The 14,663-nt window shown below is 61.1% G+C and carries 15 protein-coding genes; 5 read left to right on the top strand and 10 right to left on the bottom strand.

Annotated features, from left to right (window positions below; genetic code table 11):
* Positions 1–39: 39 nt before the first annotated feature.
* The 5 genes from HBO41_RS06660 to HBO41_RS06640 all read right to left on the bottom strand — a co-directional run bounded on the left by HBO41_RS06660 (position 40) and on the right by HBO41_RS06640 (position 4,837).
* Positions 40–972, bottom strand: a complete 933-nt coding sequence (locus HBO41_RS06660; RefSeq protein WP_017137384.1) for a D-2-hydroxyacid dehydrogenase — start codon at positions 970–972, stop codon at positions 40–42.
* A gap of 108 nt (positions 973–1,080) precedes the next feature.
* Entirely contained in the window at positions 1,081–1,374 is a 294-nt protein-coding gene (locus HBO41_RS06655; protein WP_017137383.1) for a YcgL domain-containing protein, read from the bottom strand.
* Positions 1,371–2,504 (bottom strand): ribonuclease D, encoded by a 1,134-nt coding sequence (rnd, locus tag HBO41_RS06650; protein WP_169985534.1) that lies wholly within the window; start codon positions 2,502–2,504, stop codon positions 1,371–1,373. Before rnd ends, HBO41_RS06655 begins: the two co-directional genes overlap by 4 nt.
* Before the next feature lie 122 nt (positions 2,505–2,626).
* Positions 2,627–3,226 carry a class I SAM-dependent methyltransferase gene (locus HBO41_RS06645; RefSeq protein ID WP_017137381.1) on the bottom strand — a complete coding sequence of 200 codons (600 nt, stop codon included), beginning with the start codon at positions 3,224–3,226 and terminating at the stop codon, positions 2,627–2,629.
* 240 nt (positions 3,227–3,466) lie between these two features.
* On the bottom strand, positions 3,467–4,837 hold the full coding sequence (locus tag HBO41_RS06640; protein ID WP_169985532.1) for a glutamine synthetase family protein: 1,371 nt from the start codon (positions 4,835–4,837) through the stop codon (positions 3,467–3,469).
* 333 nt (positions 4,838–5,170) lie between these two features.
* Here HBO41_RS06640 and HBO41_RS06635 point away from each other — a divergent pair, with 333 nt between their 5' ends.
* Together HBO41_RS06635 and HBO41_RS06630 are read left to right on the top strand one after the other, a co-directional pair.
* Positions 5,171–5,935 carry a transporter substrate-binding domain-containing protein gene (locus HBO41_RS06635; protein WP_169985530.1) on the top strand — a complete coding sequence of 255 codons (765 nt, stop codon included), beginning with the start codon at positions 5,171–5,173 and terminating at the stop codon, positions 5,933–5,935.
* Positions 5,936–5,985: 50 nt separating this feature from the next.
* Complete coding sequence (locus tag HBO41_RS06630) at positions 5,986–6,822, top strand: cache domain-containing protein (protein WP_017137378.1); 837 nt, start codon at positions 5,986–5,988, stop codon at positions 6,820–6,822.
* Positions 6,823–6,893: 71 nt separating this feature from the next.
* On the opposite strand, the gene HBO41_RS06625 is transcribed toward HBO41_RS06630, so the two are convergent.
* Complete coding sequence (locus HBO41_RS06625) at positions 6,894–8,411, bottom strand: MDR family MFS transporter (protein ID WP_169985528.1); 1,518 nt, start codon at positions 8,409–8,411, stop codon at positions 6,894–6,896.
* Between the two features lie 67 nt (positions 8,412–8,478).
* Positions 8,479–9,663, bottom strand: coding sequence for a 4-hydroxybenzoate 3-monooxygenase (gene pobA, locus HBO41_RS06620; protein ID WP_169985853.1), 1,185 nt, complete (start codon positions 9,661–9,663; stop codon positions 8,479–8,481).
* Between the two features lie 190 nt (positions 9,664–9,853).
* Here pobA and HBO41_RS06615 point away from each other — a divergent pair, with 190 nt between their 5' ends.
* Positions 9,854–10,729: a helix-turn-helix domain-containing protein gene (locus tag HBO41_RS06615; RefSeq protein ID WP_017137374.1), complete on the top strand. Its 876-nt coding sequence runs from the start codon at positions 9,854–9,856 to the stop codon at positions 10,727–10,729.
* 59 nt (positions 10,730–10,788) lie between these two features.
* On the opposite strand, the gene HBO41_RS06610 is transcribed toward HBO41_RS06615, so the two are convergent.
* A complete protein-coding gene (locus HBO41_RS06610) occupies positions 10,789–10,965 on the bottom strand; it encodes a hypothetical protein (RefSeq protein ID WP_017137373.1) in 177 nt (58 codons plus the stop codon).
* A gap of 99 nt (positions 10,966–11,064) precedes the next feature.
* Positions 11,065–11,970 carry a LysR family transcriptional regulator gene (locus HBO41_RS06605; protein ID WP_017137372.1) on the bottom strand — a complete coding sequence of 302 codons (906 nt, stop codon included), beginning with the start codon at positions 11,968–11,970 and terminating at the stop codon, positions 11,065–11,067.
* A gap of 104 nt (positions 11,971–12,074) precedes the next feature.
* On the opposite strand from HBO41_RS06605, the gene HBO41_RS06600 reads away from it, so the two are divergent.
* Positions 12,075–12,941 (top strand): MBL fold metallo-hydrolase, encoded by an 867-nt coding sequence (locus tag HBO41_RS06600; protein ID WP_017137371.1) that lies wholly within the window; start codon positions 12,075–12,077, stop codon positions 12,939–12,941.
* Positions 12,942–12,974: 33 nt separating this feature from the next.
* A complete protein-coding gene (locus tag HBO41_RS06595) occupies positions 12,975–13,589 on the top strand; it encodes an NAD(P)-dependent oxidoreductase (protein WP_169985526.1) in 615 nt (204 codons plus the stop codon).
* Positions 13,590–13,727: 138 nt separating this feature from the next.
* Here the strand turns inward: HBO41_RS06595 and HBO41_RS06590 are convergent, their stop codons facing one another.
* Positions 13,728–14,600 (bottom strand): LysR substrate-binding domain-containing protein, encoded by an 873-nt coding sequence (locus tag HBO41_RS06590; RefSeq protein ID WP_099548654.1) that lies wholly within the window; start codon positions 14,598–14,600, stop codon positions 13,728–13,730.
* Positions 14,601–14,663 lie beyond the last annotated feature (63 nt).

Here is a 14,663-nt window from a genome sequence, read left to right as displayed (position 1 = left end):
GCAGGCAAGCCAGCTCCCACATAAGCCCAGCTCACACGTTTAATAGCCGCGTTCGAAGCTGACTTCCCCGCGCAGTGCATCCTTGGCCTGATAAGCCCGCAGGTTCTGCACAAACAATTCCACCATCATCCCCGGCGACGTCGGCGCGGAACTGTGCCCGGTCAACAGCAAGCCCCAGGCAGTCCAGAACGGATGGCGTTGCGGCAAAGGCTCCTGACGGCACACGTCGATCACCGCACCGGCCAAGTGCCCCTCTTTAAGCGCCTCGACCAAATCGGCATCGACCACCGCCACGCCGCGCCCGACGTTGATAAACAACCCCGTCGGCTTGAATTGCTTGAACAGCGCCGCGTTGTACAGATCATGGGTATCAGGCGTGTTCGGCAGCAGGTTGATCACGTAGTCCACCTCGCCCACCAGCCGGCTCAGTTGGTCCAACCCGGCCACTTCGATAAACGGTGCCTGTTCCCGCGCGCTGCTGGCAATCCCGTAGAGCTTGACGCCAAACGGCAGCAAAAAATCAGCAACGCTCTGGCCGATATCGCCGGTGCCAACCACCAGCACCTTGCGTCCCGCCAGGCTTTGGCCCATGCGGTTGTCCCACTTGCGCTCGACCTGGCTGACCAGTCGCGCCAGCACTTCGCGCTCATGGCCGAGCATATAGGTGAGCACGAACTCGGCCATGACCTGGCCAAAGATGCCGACCGCGCGGGTCAGGCGATAGTCGCGCGGCAAGCCATCGGCCAGCAGTGGCGTAATACCCGCCCAGGTCGATTGCAGCCATTGCGGCTTATGGCCCTGGCGCAGCAAGGTGGCGAGCAGGTCCGGCTGGCCCAGCCAAACCGGGCAATCGGCGGCCAGGCGCGACAGTTCGGCCGAGTCGCCGCTGGTCAGCACCTCAAGGTCCGGGGCCGCTTCGCTCAGCAATTGGGCGTAGAGCGGGTGATCCTGTTCAGCAATCAGAACACGCATGGTTCAAACCTTTCAAAAACAGTGCAGACGGCCGCCCGCTTCCTTACGGCCACCGCCAAACGAATACGAGTCCATAAAAGAATGTGCCCTGGACAGGGCACTGACCGATTACATCGGGTCGTTGCGGCGCAGCAGCTCTTCGGGCAAGTGCTCGATGTACTCGTCCTCGGCCGGTGGCATTTGCAGGTGGTAGCCCTGCTTGTCGAGGTTTTCCAGGACCACGGTAATGTCCTCGCGCGACAACTTGCGCTCGGGCGTGAGTATCATCTCGAATGCAAGATGGGCTTTGCCGAAGGCAGTCATCAAGGGTTCCGGCACACGCTCCAGCGCATCGCTTTTGAGCACGTAGAGGTACATCCCGTCTTTTTTCAAGCTGCGATAAATGGAGCAAATACGTTTCAAGGCTGTTCTCCGGCAGTGGCCAGGCTGTCGAGCAGCGCCTGGCCCATCAACTCGCGGCGCCAGCCACGCAGCGAGTCTGGCAATGTATAAGGCCCATCGGGGTAGCCGCTCTTGACCAGGGCTTCGAGGGTTTTCTTGCGCAGCATCAGTTCCGGCGCCATCTCCAGGCGCTCGGCCTCGGCCTGGCCGAGGGCGCGCAGTTGCTTGATCAGCACAGCAGCGTCCACCGGCAGCGGCTCAGCCACGGCGGGCGGCCACTGGTCCATCGACACGCTGCCGGCGCGCTTGATCAGGTCCAGCAGAAACTGGCCGTCCTGACGCACAGTGCGCGGGTGCATGTCTTCGATCTTGCCCAGCGCAGCGAGGTTATCCGGCTGGGATTTGGCCAAGGGCCACAATGAGTGTTCGCGAATGATGCGGTTGCGCGGCAGGTCACGGGCACGGGCCTGCTGCTCGCGCCAGGCGCACAGCTCACGCAATACGGCGAGCTGGGCACGCGAGAGTTTCCACGCCAGCTTGGCGTCACGGTACACCTCATACGGGTCGACTTCGCGGCGCAGGTTGGCCACCAGTTCGGCGCCGTCTTCCAGTACCCAGACATATTTGTCATCCGACAGCTGCGGGCGCAAGCGCACATAGACTTCGGCCAGGTGCACCGCGTCTTCGGCGGCGTAGCTCACCTGGGTCTCGGACAACGGCCGCTGCAGCCAGTCCGAGCGGGTTTCGCCCTTTGGCAGCTCGATGTCGAGTACAGCCTGCACCAGGCGCGAGTAGCCCATGGAGAAACCGAGGTTCAGGTAAGCCGCTGCCAATTGAGTGTCGAACAACGGCACCGGCAGGCTGCCGGTCAGGCGCAACAACACTTCCAGGTCTTCGCTGCAGGCGTGCACCACCTTGATCACCGCCGGGTTCTCCAGCAAGGCGGCCAAGGGTTGCCAGTTATCGATGGTCAGGGGGTCGATCAGGTAAGCGCGAACGCCATCACCGATCTGGATCAGCCCGGCAATGGGATAAAAGGTGTCGACCCGCATGAATTCGGTGTCGAGGGCGACGAATGGCAACTGCTGCCATTCGGCGCAATGCTGGCCGAGGCTATCGTTGTCGCAGATCCAGTGAATATCGATGGCCACACGGCTCTCCCTTGAAGAATGGCGCGCAGTATATATCGCGAAAGGGACTTGCGAGCATCCGCAGTGCACACACCATCATGAAAACTCTGACAAGAGAGGAAGAATAGTCCGACAGGCGGGACTTAGCCTCTCTTACGCAAGACGTAGACACGCCACAGCTTGGAGCCCGGCAGGAACTCCTGCTGATGGAGGACCTTGAAACCGGCCTGGCGGAATTCGTCCTCCACCGGTGTGCGCGAGCTCACCGCGACAATCACTGTGTCGCGACTGACACGGTGGAATTCGCGCAACAGCGCCATGCGTACGTCGCTGCTGGGCACATGACGAAACAGTTCCAAACAGAAAATACAGTCCACGGCGTTGGCCGACAGACCGATGGAAAACGCCGAACCCTGGAACGTTTTGACCCGTTTGAGCAACGCCGCCGGGTGATGGGTGCGCGCATGGTCGAGCATGTCCTGGGAGTTGTCGGATGCCAGGATCACCCGGTTGACGTGTTCGGCCAACACGGGCCAAAACCGGCCGGAGCCACACGCCAGGTCGAGAATCAACCCAGGCTCACCGGCCACTTTCAACGCTTGGCGCACCAGCCGTTCATCGCGCCAGGCCGCCAGACGCTTGAGCAGCGCGGGCGGACGCGTGTCGCCGCAGACCTGCGCATGCTCGCGGTCACAGCGCTCGGTGAATTCGATCTCGATAGAGGATGGAGGTTGTGGCGACATCGCGGGCTCATGTGGGTGGAACGGTGGTGAACGACCTTGATCCGCAGCTTAACCACTGCAACGTGAAAAAAAGGTTGAAACCGTGACGCCTGTAAAACACCGACGTTCGACTGTGGGAGCTGGCTTGCCTGCGATGCTGGCACCTCGGTACATCGGGTACACCGAGTTGATGCCTTCGCAGGCAAGCCAGCGCCCACAGAAAAGCAGCTCTTCGGTGTATCCAAATCTGCTGCCAGCGGATCACGCCTGATGCAGATACCAGCGCCAATCCTGCTCGCCCACCTCCCCCATGAACTGACGATATTCCTCACGTTTCACCGCCAAATAGACGCCGAGGAATTCACTGCCGAACGCCTCCCGTGCCCAGCTTGAACCCTCCAGCGCACGCAAGGTGGTCAGCCAGTCAGTGGGCAGCAACTCCTTGGCCTGGGCGTATCCGTTACCTTCCACCGGCGCACCGGGGTCGCGCTGCTCGCGAATGCCTCGGTGAATACCCGCCAGGATGGCAGCAGCCGCCAGGTATGGGTTGGCGTCGGCCCCGCAAATCCGGTGTTCGATATGCCGCGAATGAGCCGGCCCGCCCGGTACGCGCAAGCTGACGGTACGGTTATCCACGCCCCAGGTGGCCGCCAGCGGCGCATAGCTGTTGGTCTGGAAGCGCCGATAAGAGTTGGCATTCGGGCAAAACATCAGCAGCGAATCGAGCAAGGTGCTGAGCATGCCGCCCACCGCCTGGCGCAGCAGCGGCGTGCCATCGGCGGCCTCGCTGGCGAACAGGTTATTGCCCTGGGCATCCGCCAGGCTCACATGCATGTGCATGCCGGTGCCCGCCAAGTCATCGAATGGCTTGGCCATAAAGCAGGCGGTCATTGCGTGCTTATGCGCCACGCCCTTGACCAGACGCTTGTAGCGCACCGCTTCGTCCATGGCTTGCAGGGCATCGGCGCGATGTTCCAGGGTGATTTCCACCTGGCCCGGCGCATACTCGGAAATCGCCGTGCGCGCCGGAATGCCTTGCAGCTTGCAAGCGCTGTAGAGGTCGGCCAGGAACGGCTCGATTTGCTCCAGCTCACGCAGGCCGTACACCTGGGTCGAGCGCGGGCGATTGCCGTCCACATCCCGTGCCGGTTGTGGGCGGCCGTTGCTGTCGGGTTTCTGGTCGAGCAGGTAAAACTCCAACTCCGCCGCCATCACCGGGTAATAACCGTCGGCCTTGAGGTCGTCGATCACCTTGGCCAGCAAATGTCGAGGGTCAGCCACGGTGGCCGGCAAGCCTTCGGTGGGGTGCATGCTGACTTGCACGGCGGCTGTCGGGATCAGGCGCCACGGCATACGCTGCAAGCTGCCGCTGACCGGGTAGGCGCGGCAGTCGATATCGCCGACTTCCCACACCAGCCCGGAGTTTTCCACGTCATCGCCGTTAATCGTCAGGCCCAGGATGGTGCTGGGCAACGGGCGGCCACTTTCATACACCGCCAGCAGCTCATCGCGGTGCAGCAACTTGCCGCGTGGCACGCCGTTGTTGTCGAGGATAAACAGCTCGAACATTTCGATGTCCGAGTGCTGTTCAAGAAAAGACTGGGCTTCTTGCAGGCTGGCAAAAACACTCATGGGAACTCTCATACGTTTGCGTCAGGCAGGCGCACAGGTGCGCGTCATTCATGGGGCAAATCAACGTAAGAGAAAGGTATCCGGTGGGCGCGCGTGTCGGCAGTGGAACAAGGCCCAGAAGGCCAGCGCGGACGGCAGTGTCGCGAGGTGAGTGTCAGGGGAGCCGTCCATGCGAGATTCACAGTGAGGTAGATGCCCGGCAGCGTCACACGCCCACAAAGGTTGTTCAATTCAGGGTTGACGGAGTTTGGTTGCAGCCTGGCTAAACAATTGCCATCCCTGCGCATAGCTGGAAATAATGGCGACCCGAGCATGCCCCAAGGATTTGACCGCATGAAAGCTCCCCTGGCCTTCTGTTTACTGGCAAGCGTGGCCACCCACGCCCTGGCCGATTCACGCCTGGACGAGGTGCTGCAAAACGGCACCCTCACCGTCTGCACCACCGGCGACTACAAGCCCTACACCTCGCTGCGTGCCGATGGGCGCTACGAAGGCATTGATATCGCCATGGCCGAGTCCCTGGCCAAGAGCCTCAACGCCAACATCAAATGGGTGCCCACTACCTGGAAAACCCTGATGCCGGACTTCCTCGCCCAGCGCTGCGACATCGCGGTGGGCGGTATTTCGGTGTCGTTGGAACGCCAGAAAAAAGCCTTCTTCAGCCAGCCTCTCGGCGTCGATGGCAAGATCCCGCTGGTGCGCTGCGCCGATGTACAGCGCTACCAGAGCGTCGAGCAGATCAACCAGCCGCAGGTGCGTGTGATCGAGCCGGCGGGCGGCACCAACGAGGTGTTTGCCCGCGCCCACCTGGCCAAGGCGCAAATCCGCCTGCATGACAACGTGACGATTTTCGACGAACTGCTGGCGGGCAAAGCCGACGTGATGATCACCGACGCCAGCGAAGCGCGCTTCCAGCAAAAACAGAAACCTGGGCTGTGTGCGGTCAACCCCGAGCGGCAGATGCAATACAGCGAAAAGGCCTTCCTGCTGCCCCGCGATGATGTGGCGTGGAAAAGCTACGTCGACCAGTGGCTGCACCTGAGCATGGCCACCGGGGTGTATGAAGGCATCGTCAATCAGTGGCTGGCGGCGCCCTGAGCAGGAGCCGTCTACGCTGTGCTCACATCAACCATAACGAGGGATCGGTAATGAAGGGATTGCTCCGACTCACCTGCCTGCTGCTGTTGGGGTTCAGCCAGGTGCACGCGACCACTCAGGATGAGGACGCTCGGGCCGCCAAGGCTCTACTGGAAAAGGCTGTGACTTACTTCCAAAGCAACGGCGACAAAGCCTTCGCCGCGTTCAGCCGCCAGGGTGAGTTTATCGACCATGACCGCTATGTGTTCGTGGTCGACACCAAGGGCGTGTTGTTAGCCAGCGGCGGGCCTTCCTCTGCATTGATCGGCCGTGATGTGTCCGAGGTGCTCGGGCCAGACCTGCAAGCTTCGTTCAAACAGGCGCTGACCGTGCCCGAAGGCCAGGGCATCCAACAAGCCGACTACCGCTGGCAGAACTGGAACGACGGCAAGGTTGAGCACAAGCACGTGTTTTATCAGCGCGTGGGTGAACGCATCCTGGCGGTGGGTTACTACCTGCCAAGGGCCACTCCGGAACAGGCCCGAGCGTTGCGCAACAAGGCTGTGAAGGCGCTGGTCAAGGATGAGGCAGGCACGCTCAAGGCGATCAATTCATTGCAGGGCGGGTTTCTGCAGGATGATTTGTATGTGTTTGTGGTCGATCTGAACACCGGGCGGTATGTGGCGCATGGCACCAACTTGCGACTGGTCAATACCGACTTTCGCAAGATCAAAGACCCGGATGGCAAGCCGGTGGGTGAACCCATTCTGAAGCTGATGGCCGAGCAGGATCAGGGCGAATACAAGTACCGCTGGAAGAACCCGGTGACCGACAAGGTTGAGAACAAGCATGCGTACGTGCGCAAGGCCGGGCATTTTATGGTGGCGGTTGGGTACTACAGCCCCTGATCTGAGTTGGAATGCAATCCATTGTGGGAGCTGGCTTGCCTGCTCCCACAGTTTGATCATCGTTGTGTCAGTTAACGTGCTTTGTCTTCACGCCCACGCAGCACACGATTGGGCATCGCAATGGCCGCCGCCAACCCCAGCAACGACACCGCCGCACTCACCATCAGCAAATGCCGGAATGTCACCGCCAGCTCCCCGCGCAAGGCATCCTGCGCAGGCCCCGGCGCGGCGTTGAGGCCGTCGAGCAACACGTTGCCGGAACTGCCTTCAGCCCCCAGCGCGCCGCTGGCCAAATGCGCAAAGCTGGAATCCTGCAACAACGCCAACAGCAGTGCCGACATGCACGCCACACCGACCGCCCCGCCCAACGAGCGGAACAGGTTAGTCGTGCTGGTGGCCACGCCAATGTCGCGCTGCTCCACCGAGTTCTGTGTACCCACCAGGGACGTCGGAAACTGCATCCCCGCCGCAATCCCGCACAGCAGCATAAACACCGCCGTAAGCTCCACCGCCTGCGGCGCGCTGTAGGCCATGCCGAGAATCGCCAGCGGGCTCAAGCATGCGCCGGTGAGGATCATCGGTTTATAACGCCCGGTCACCGAGGTCATGCGCCCGGCGAAATAGGCCCCCATCGGCAAGCCCATGGCCAATGGCAGCAAGTGCAAGGCGGCGCTGTCGGCCCCCGAGCCGGTCACCGTCTGATAACGCAACGGCATCAACACCGTCAGGGAAATCGCCTGGAAGCTGGTGAAGAAAATCGTGCACCAGCACAGCACTGCGCTGCGATTGGCGAACAGGTGCATCGGCAACAATGGCTCGCGCGCCCGGCGTTCGTGCCACACGAACACCGTCAAGGCCACCAACGCGCAGGCCAACAGCCCCAGTACTTGCTCGTCACGCCAATGATGGCCCTGGCCGATTTCGGTGATGCCCAGCAGCAAGGCGGTCAGGCCGATGATCATCAGCACGGTGCCGAGGTAATCGATAATCGGCTTGCGCTGCGGCACCGGCAGCCCTACCAGTGTGCGGTGCGCCACATACCAGGCGCCGGCGCCCAGCGGCAGGTTGATCAAAAACACCCAACGCCACGACAGGTATTCGGTCATGTAGCCGCCCAGCACTGGCCCGGCCACACTGGCCACCGCGTACATGCTGCTGAAATAGCCCTGGTAACGCCCACGCTCACGGGGCGCGATGATGTCGCCAATGATCGCCTGGCTGACCGAGATCATCCCGCCGGCACCGATGCCCTGGAGAATCCGCGCCAGCACCAACTGCTCCATGCTTTGCGCCATGCCGCAAAACAGCGAGGCCAGGGTGAACACACCCATGCCGATCAACATCATCGGCCGGCGCCCGTACAGGTCGCCGAGCTTGCCGTAGATCGGTACGGCCACGGTCATCGCCACCATGTAGCCGGAGATCACCCAGGCCAGCAGGTTTACATCGTGAAACTGCGCGGAAATCGCCGGCATGGACACGGCGACAATGGTCTGGTCCAGGGCGCCGAGGAAAATCGCCAGCATCAAGGCGGCGAGCACACTGCGAACGGCAGGAACGGGCTGAGCGGGTTGGTTGAGGCTGGTCACGGCAGAACCTTCGAGCAAGGCCCGCAGGCAAGGAAGAGCCTGCGGGAATGCTGGATACGATAGCAGGCTACTCGATAGCTTCGTAAGGAAGTCCGACGTAATTTTCTGCGATGGTTTTGCGCCCCGCCTGCGAATGGATGAAATACTCAAGCTCGCTCTCGGCAATTCGCTGGCTGAAGCCGTCGGCGTCCGGGAACTGGTGCAACATCGAGGTCATCCACCAGGAAAACCGCTCGGCCTTCCACACCCGGCGCAGGCAGATGGCCGAGTATTTTTCCAGCAAGTCCACGCGGCCCTCGCGGTACACCCTGAGCATGATCCGAAACAGCGTGCTCACATCACTGGCCGCCAGGTTCAAGCCTTTGGCGCCGGTGGGCGGCACGATATGCGCGGCGTCACCGAGCAGGAACAGGCGCCCGTACTGCATCGGCTCCACCACAAAGCTGCGCAGCGGCGCGATGCTTTTTTCGATTGACGGCCCGGTGACCAGTTGCTCGGCCAACTGGCTGGGCAGGCGGGTTTTCAGCTCGGCCCAGAAACGCTCATCCGACCAATCATCCAGAGGCTCATCGACCGGCACCTGCAGGTAATAGCGGCTGCGGGTCGGCGAACGCATGCTGCACAACGCAAAGCCACGCGAATGTTTGGCATACACCAGCTCGTCATGCACCGGCGGTGTATCGGCGAGGATGCCCAGCCAGCCGAACGGATAGACGCGCTCGAACACCTGCAACGCCTCAGGCGGAATCGCCTGGCGCGCCACCCCGTGGAAACCGTCGCACCCGGCGATGTAGTCGCAGTCCAGGCGATAGGTTTCGCCGGCATGTTCGAAGGTGAGCCAGGGCCGATCAGTTTTAAGGTCATGGGGCTGCACGTCGCGCGCTTCGTACAGTGTCACAGCCCCGGCAGCCTCGCGGGCGGCCATCAGGTCGCGGGTGACTTCGGTCTGGCCGTAGATCATCACCGACTGACCGCCGGTCAAGCCTTTGAGGTCGATATGGGTCAGTTGGCCATTGAGTGCCAACTCAAAGCCGTCATGCACCAGGCCTTCGGTGTCCATGCGTCGGCTGACGCCCGCCTCGCGCAGCAGGTCGACCATGCCTTGTTCCAGCACACCGGCGCGGATACGGCCTTGCACGTAATCGGCGCTCTGGCGCTCTAGAATCAGGGTCTGGATACCAGCGTTATGCAGCAGTTGGCCGAGCAGCAATCCGGAGGGACCGGCGCCAATAATGGCGACTTGGGTTTTCAGCGTTTTCATTATTTTTATGGCTCGCAAGCTTCACCCGAACGGATAGGGTGAAAGAGTTGTCATTCATCCTGTTGCTGATCATTTTTCACTTGAGTGGCCGCCATAAGAAGGTGAAAACTGAGACAAAGCCTGCGCTTTTTGCCAATTGGGGCGATTACCGCACCACTATCCTGAGTATCGGATTGAAACCATGACCAAAACTGCCAGTACCGCGATTCCGGTCTTCAAGCTTTACGGAGAAAGTCAGCAATGGCCGACTCCGGATTTGTTGCACTGTGAAACCATTTCCCGACGGAGCCGGGAATACCAGTGGGAAATCCAACCCCACCGGCACGCGGACCTGTGCCAGTTGCTGTACGTACACAGAGGCCAGGCGCAGCTGGAAATCGAAGGCCAGCGTACTACCCTCAGCGAAGCCACCTTGCAGGTGCTGCCGCCGTTGTGTGTACACGGGTTTCGGTTTTCTGAAGATGTGGAAGGTTTTATCCTGACGCTGGCCGCGCCGCTGGTCAGCCATTTGCAGACACAGTTGGGCGCGACGGTGGACGGTTTGCAGGCCCTGGGCAATTACCCCGCCGGCAAGGACAGCGATTACCTCAACAGCCTGTTCGCCCGACTGCAGGATGAGTACGCCGATGAACAACCGGCCCGCGACATGATGATGCATGCCCTGGTCAGCGTGCTGCTGGTGTGGATCAGCCGCCAGGCGATCCAGCGCCGCCATCCGCGCGCGCCGCGTGGGCGTGAATATTTTCGGCGCTTTACGCAGTTGGTCGAGCAGCATTACCGCGAACACCCGAAGATTGAAGACCTGGCGCACAAGCTGGGTATCTCGGTCTCACACCTGAACGGTACGTGCAGGGAATTGGGTGGCCAGCCTGCCTTGCAGATCATGCATGACCGCCAGTTGCTGGAAGCCAAGCGCTTGCTGACCTACACCAGCATGACCATCAATGAAATGTCGGAGGTGTTGGGGTTTTCCGACCCGACCAACTTCTCCCGGCTGTTCCGCCGCCGGGTGGGGTTTTCGCCCAAGGCGTTTCGCGAGCAGCTGAAGGCGGATTGACGCGGGACGCGGAGCGTCCTGGGCTGCATTACCACGCGGAGCGTGGGAACGATCACAGCCTACCTGAGCGCGCTGAAACTACCGGTACGCGGCACACACAGATCCTGATGGCAACTGATCGCAAAGGTCGGTTGCATACGGGTCTGTTCAACCCGATAGGCGGCCGTGCCGTACAGCGCGGTAGCCAACGCGCACAGGATGAAAATCATCAGGTACTTTCTAATTTTTAGGGTCATGGCACACCTCTGAATAGATCGACTCGGTGCTGTTTAAAGCATAGGTCAGTCAGGGCGAGTTGCCATTATTGGGCGTCATTCAACATCTTTATGTCGGCTTTACAGACCGATATCCCACACCGGCTCTTCCGGGAACCGCAGCACCAGAAAATCCAGCAGGCTGCGCAACGCCAACGGCATGTGTTTACGCGAGGCATACACGGCGTAGACGTTCATTTGCTGCGGCTCAGCCTCGGGCAGCAGCCGGATCAATTCGCCACTGCGGATGTAGTCCCCCGCCTGATAACTGGGCAGCCGCGCCACCCCGGCGCCCGCCAGCGTCACCCGCAGCAAGGTCGTGGCCTCGTTGGCGGTGATATTGCCCTGCACCGCCACCGAGACTGCTTCGCCGTTCTCGGTGAAGTGCCACAGGCTTTTGCCGAAGTAAGAATGCGTCAGGCAGTTGTGCTCCGCCAAGTCGTGGACTTGCCGAGGCTGCGGGTGTTCCAGCAGGTACGCCGGTGACGCGCAGATCACCGAGCGACACAGCGTGAGCTTGCGCGCGATCAGGTTGGGGTCCAGCTCAAAGCTGGTGCGGATGGCCAGGTCGATACGCTCATCCACCAGGTTTACCGTGCGGTCGAGCATCTGCAGGTCGATGCTGACCAACGGGAAGCGCTTGACGAATTCGGCCACGGCATCCGCCAACTGCGCCTGGCCGAATGAGCTGCTGACACTCAGGCGCAACTGGCCACGCGGCGCTTCATCCGGCTCACTGACGGCCGCCTGTATGTCACTGCACAGCTCCAGCATTTGCCGGCAGCGCGGCAGCGTTTCACTGCCGGCCGCGGTGAGGCTGAGCTTGCGCGTGGTGCGATGCATCAAGCGCGCACCGACCCAATCCTCAAGTTCAGCCAGATAGCGCGAGACCACCGGCCGCGACAGGTCCAACTGATCGGCGGCGGCGGACTGGCTGCCCAGGTCAACTACCGTGACAAACACCCGCATTGCTTGAAGACGATCCATGATTTGCACGCTTTTAGAAACAAACTATGTCCAAGCATCGCATTTTTTGTTGTGTTTGGTGCAACTAAGCTCTGTGCATCACTTACCTGCTGCTGGAGCTGCACATGATCTCGGTACTTAAACGATTTGCCCTGGCTTCGGCCGCCCTGGCGTTCGCTGCCCATGCTGCGGCTGCCGACCTGAAGCTGGATGCCTACAACCCTGGCACCTCGGCCATGATGCCGGTCAGCTCGGTACTGGTCAGCGGTGAAAAAGACCTCATCCTGGTCAACGCCCAGTTCGGCAAGACCCAAGCCGAGCAACTGGTGCAGAAAATCCGCAGCAGCGGCAAACACCTCACCACCATCTACGTCAGCGACGGCGACCCGGACTTCTACTTCGGCCTCGACACCCTGACCGCCGCGTTCCCCGACGCCAAAGTGCTGGCCACCCAGCCGGTGGTGGACCATATCAAGGCCACCGTCGAGCAAAAAATCGCGTTCTGGAGCCCGAAACTCGGCGCCGACAAGCCAAGCAAAGCCATCATCCCGCAGGTGTTGCAGGGCCATACCCTGACGCTGGAAGGCAAAAGCCTGGAAGTGATCGGCCTGGACGGTCCGCAACCTGAGCGCACCTTTGTGTGGATCCCCTCGATCAAGGCGGTCGTCGGTGGCGTCGTGGTGTTTGAAAACACCCACGTGTGGATGGCCGACACGCAAACCGCCAAATCCCACACCGACTGGCTGGCCACCCTGCAACGTATCCAGGACCTGAAACCGGCCACCGTGATCCCTGGCCACTACCTGGGCACACCGACCGTGCAGTCCGTGGCCTTTACCGCCGACTACATCAAGGCCTTCGATATCGAGACCGCCAAGGCCAAGGATTCGACTGCGCTGATCGCGGCGATGAAAAAGCGTTACCCGAACCTTAAAGACGAAAGCAGCCTGGAACTGGGTGCCAAAGTCGCCAAGGGCGAAATGAAGTGGTGATTGGTTTTAAACCCTAACGTACTGGAGAACGTCATGAGCAAGATTGCAATCATTGGTGCCACCGGCCGTGCCGGTAGCCAACTGCTGGAAGAAGCGCTGCGTCGTGGGCATACCGTTACTGCCATTGCGCGTAACACCGACACGCTGGCCGCACGCCCAGGCCTTACCGTTAAAAAGGTCGACGCCCTTGATGCAACGGCCTTGCAGCAAGCAGTGAGCGGCAACGACGTGGTGATCAGTGCGGCGCACTTCGCCACCCTGCCCGCCAGCGCCGTGATCGGCCCGGTAAAAAAAGCCGGCGTGAAACGCCTGCTGGTGGTGGGCGGTGCGGGTTCGCTGTTGTTGCCAGGTGGCAGTCGAGTGATCGACAGCGAGGGTTTCCCGGCTGAATACAAAGCCGAAGCCAGCGCCGGGGCTGAGTTTCTCGACGTGCTGCGTCAGGAAAAAGAACTGGATTGGACCTTCCTGTCGCCATCGGCGGAGTTTGTTGAAACCGCGCGCACCGGGAAATTCCGTCTGGGCCAGGATGATCTGCTGGTAAGCGCCGAGGGCCGTAGCTGGATCAGTTTTGCTGACTTTGCCATCGCCCTGATCGACGAAGTGGAATCGCCGAAGCACTCGCGCCAACGCTTCACCGTCGGTTACTGACTCTGAGGGAACTGGCTTGTGTGGGAGCTGGCTTGCCTGCGATGGCATCAGCTCGGTTTAACAGATAGACCGAGTTGCCCGCATCGCAGGCAAGCCAGCTCCCACACAAACCCGGTTCCCACAGTTGGATACTCAGTGTTAAGACTGGTGTGCCTCGCTCACCAGCCACGCCATCAACGCTTGCAGCCCAGCCGACGGCTCAATCCCCGGCGGGTACACCAGGTAATAGCCCATCCCCGTCGGCACCCGCAGTTCAAACGGCGTCGCCAGCCGCCCGGCTTTCACATCCTCACCAATCAGCGCACTGTCGCCAATCGCCACACCTGAGCCTTGTGACGCCACCGTCATGGCCAGGTCCAGCGTCTCGAAATGATGCCCCTGGGCCAGGTTGCTCAACCGCGTATTCGCCGCCTTTAACCACAACGCCCAATCCCGCTCGTCCCGCGTGGGGTGCAGCAGCACTTGTTGCTGCAAGTCTGCCGGGGTATCCAAAGCGCCGAGCAGCGCCGGTGCGCACACTGGCGTAAGTTGCTCATCAAACAGGTGCCGTGCCTCAGCCGACTGCTCGGCGATGGGCGCATAGATCACCGCCGCATCAAATTGCTCACGACGAAAGTCCACGGTATAGGCCACGGTGGTGGTGAGTTCCACCGGCACATCCGGGCGCTCCTTCTGCCATTGCAACAGGCGCGGCAGCAGCCAGCGCATCACGCAGGTGGAGGCCTTGAGTTGCAGGGTCGCGCGGCGGCTGCCGATCTGCTCCACCGCGTCACCGATCAGGCCGAATACTTGCTGCGCACGCAGTGACCACTCGCGGCCTTCTTCGGTCAGGCTCAAGCCCCGTGCCTGGCGCTGAAACAGGGCGTAACCCAAATGGCTTTCCAGGCCGGCAATCTGGCGGCTCACTGCGCCCTGGGTGATGTGCAGTTGCTCGGCGGCGCGGGTGAAGTTGCAGCACTGGGCAGTGACCCAAAACGTGTGCAGCGCAGGCAGCGGCGGAAGGCGTTTCATCGTGCGTGAGCCATGACGTGGGGACATGGCTAGTATGACTTTTTATCGATTGTTGCCGCTACG

Source organism: Pseudomonas sp. WS 5146, assembly GCF_012985495.1.
Taxonomy (GTDB): domain Bacteria; phylum Pseudomonadota; class Gammaproteobacteria; order Pseudomonadales; family Pseudomonadaceae; genus Aquipseudomonas; species Aquipseudomonas edaphica.
This window is presented reverse-complemented; position numbering and strand designations above follow the sequence as displayed.

Coding starts and splice junctions, on each gene's coding strand:
- HBO41_RS06660 (WP_017137384.1), bottom strand. CDS start 972: ATGCGTGTTCTGATTGCTGAACAGGATCACCCGCTCTACGCCCAATTG.
- HBO41_RS06645 (WP_017137381.1), bottom strand. CDS start 3,226: ATGTCGCCACAACCTCCATCCTCTATCGAGATCGAATTCACCGAGCGC.
- HBO41_RS06640 (WP_169985532.1), bottom strand. CDS start 4,837: ATGAGTGTTTTTGCCAGCCTGCAAGAAGCCCAGTCTTTTCTTGAACAG.
- HBO41_RS06635 (WP_169985530.1), top strand. CDS start 5,171: ATGAAAGCTCCCCTGGCCTTCTGTTTACTGGCAAGCGTGGCCACCCAC.
- HBO41_RS06630 (WP_017137378.1), top strand. CDS start 5,986: ATGAAGGGATTGCTCCGACTCACCTGCCTGCTGCTGTTGGGGTTCAGC.
- HBO41_RS06615 (WP_017137374.1), top strand. CDS start 9,854: ATGACCAAAACTGCCAGTACCGCGATTCCGGTCTTCAAGCTTTACGGA.
- HBO41_RS06610 (WP_017137373.1), bottom strand. CDS start 10,965: ATGACCCTAAAAATTAGAAAGTACCTGATGATTTTCATCCTGTGCGCG.
- HBO41_RS06605 (WP_017137372.1), bottom strand. CDS start 11,970: ATGGATCGTCTTCAAGCAATGCGGGTGTTTGTCACGGTAGTTGACCTG.
- HBO41_RS06600 (WP_017137371.1), top strand. CDS start 12,075: ATGATCTCGGTACTTAAACGATTTGCCCTGGCTTCGGCCGCCCTGGCG.
- HBO41_RS06595 (WP_169985526.1), top strand. CDS start 12,975: ATGAGCAAGATTGCAATCATTGGTGCCACCGGCCGTGCCGGTAGCCAA.
- HBO41_RS06590 (WP_099548654.1), bottom strand. CDS start 14,600: ATGAAACGCCTTCCGCCGCTGCCTGCGCTGCACACGTTTTGGGTCACT.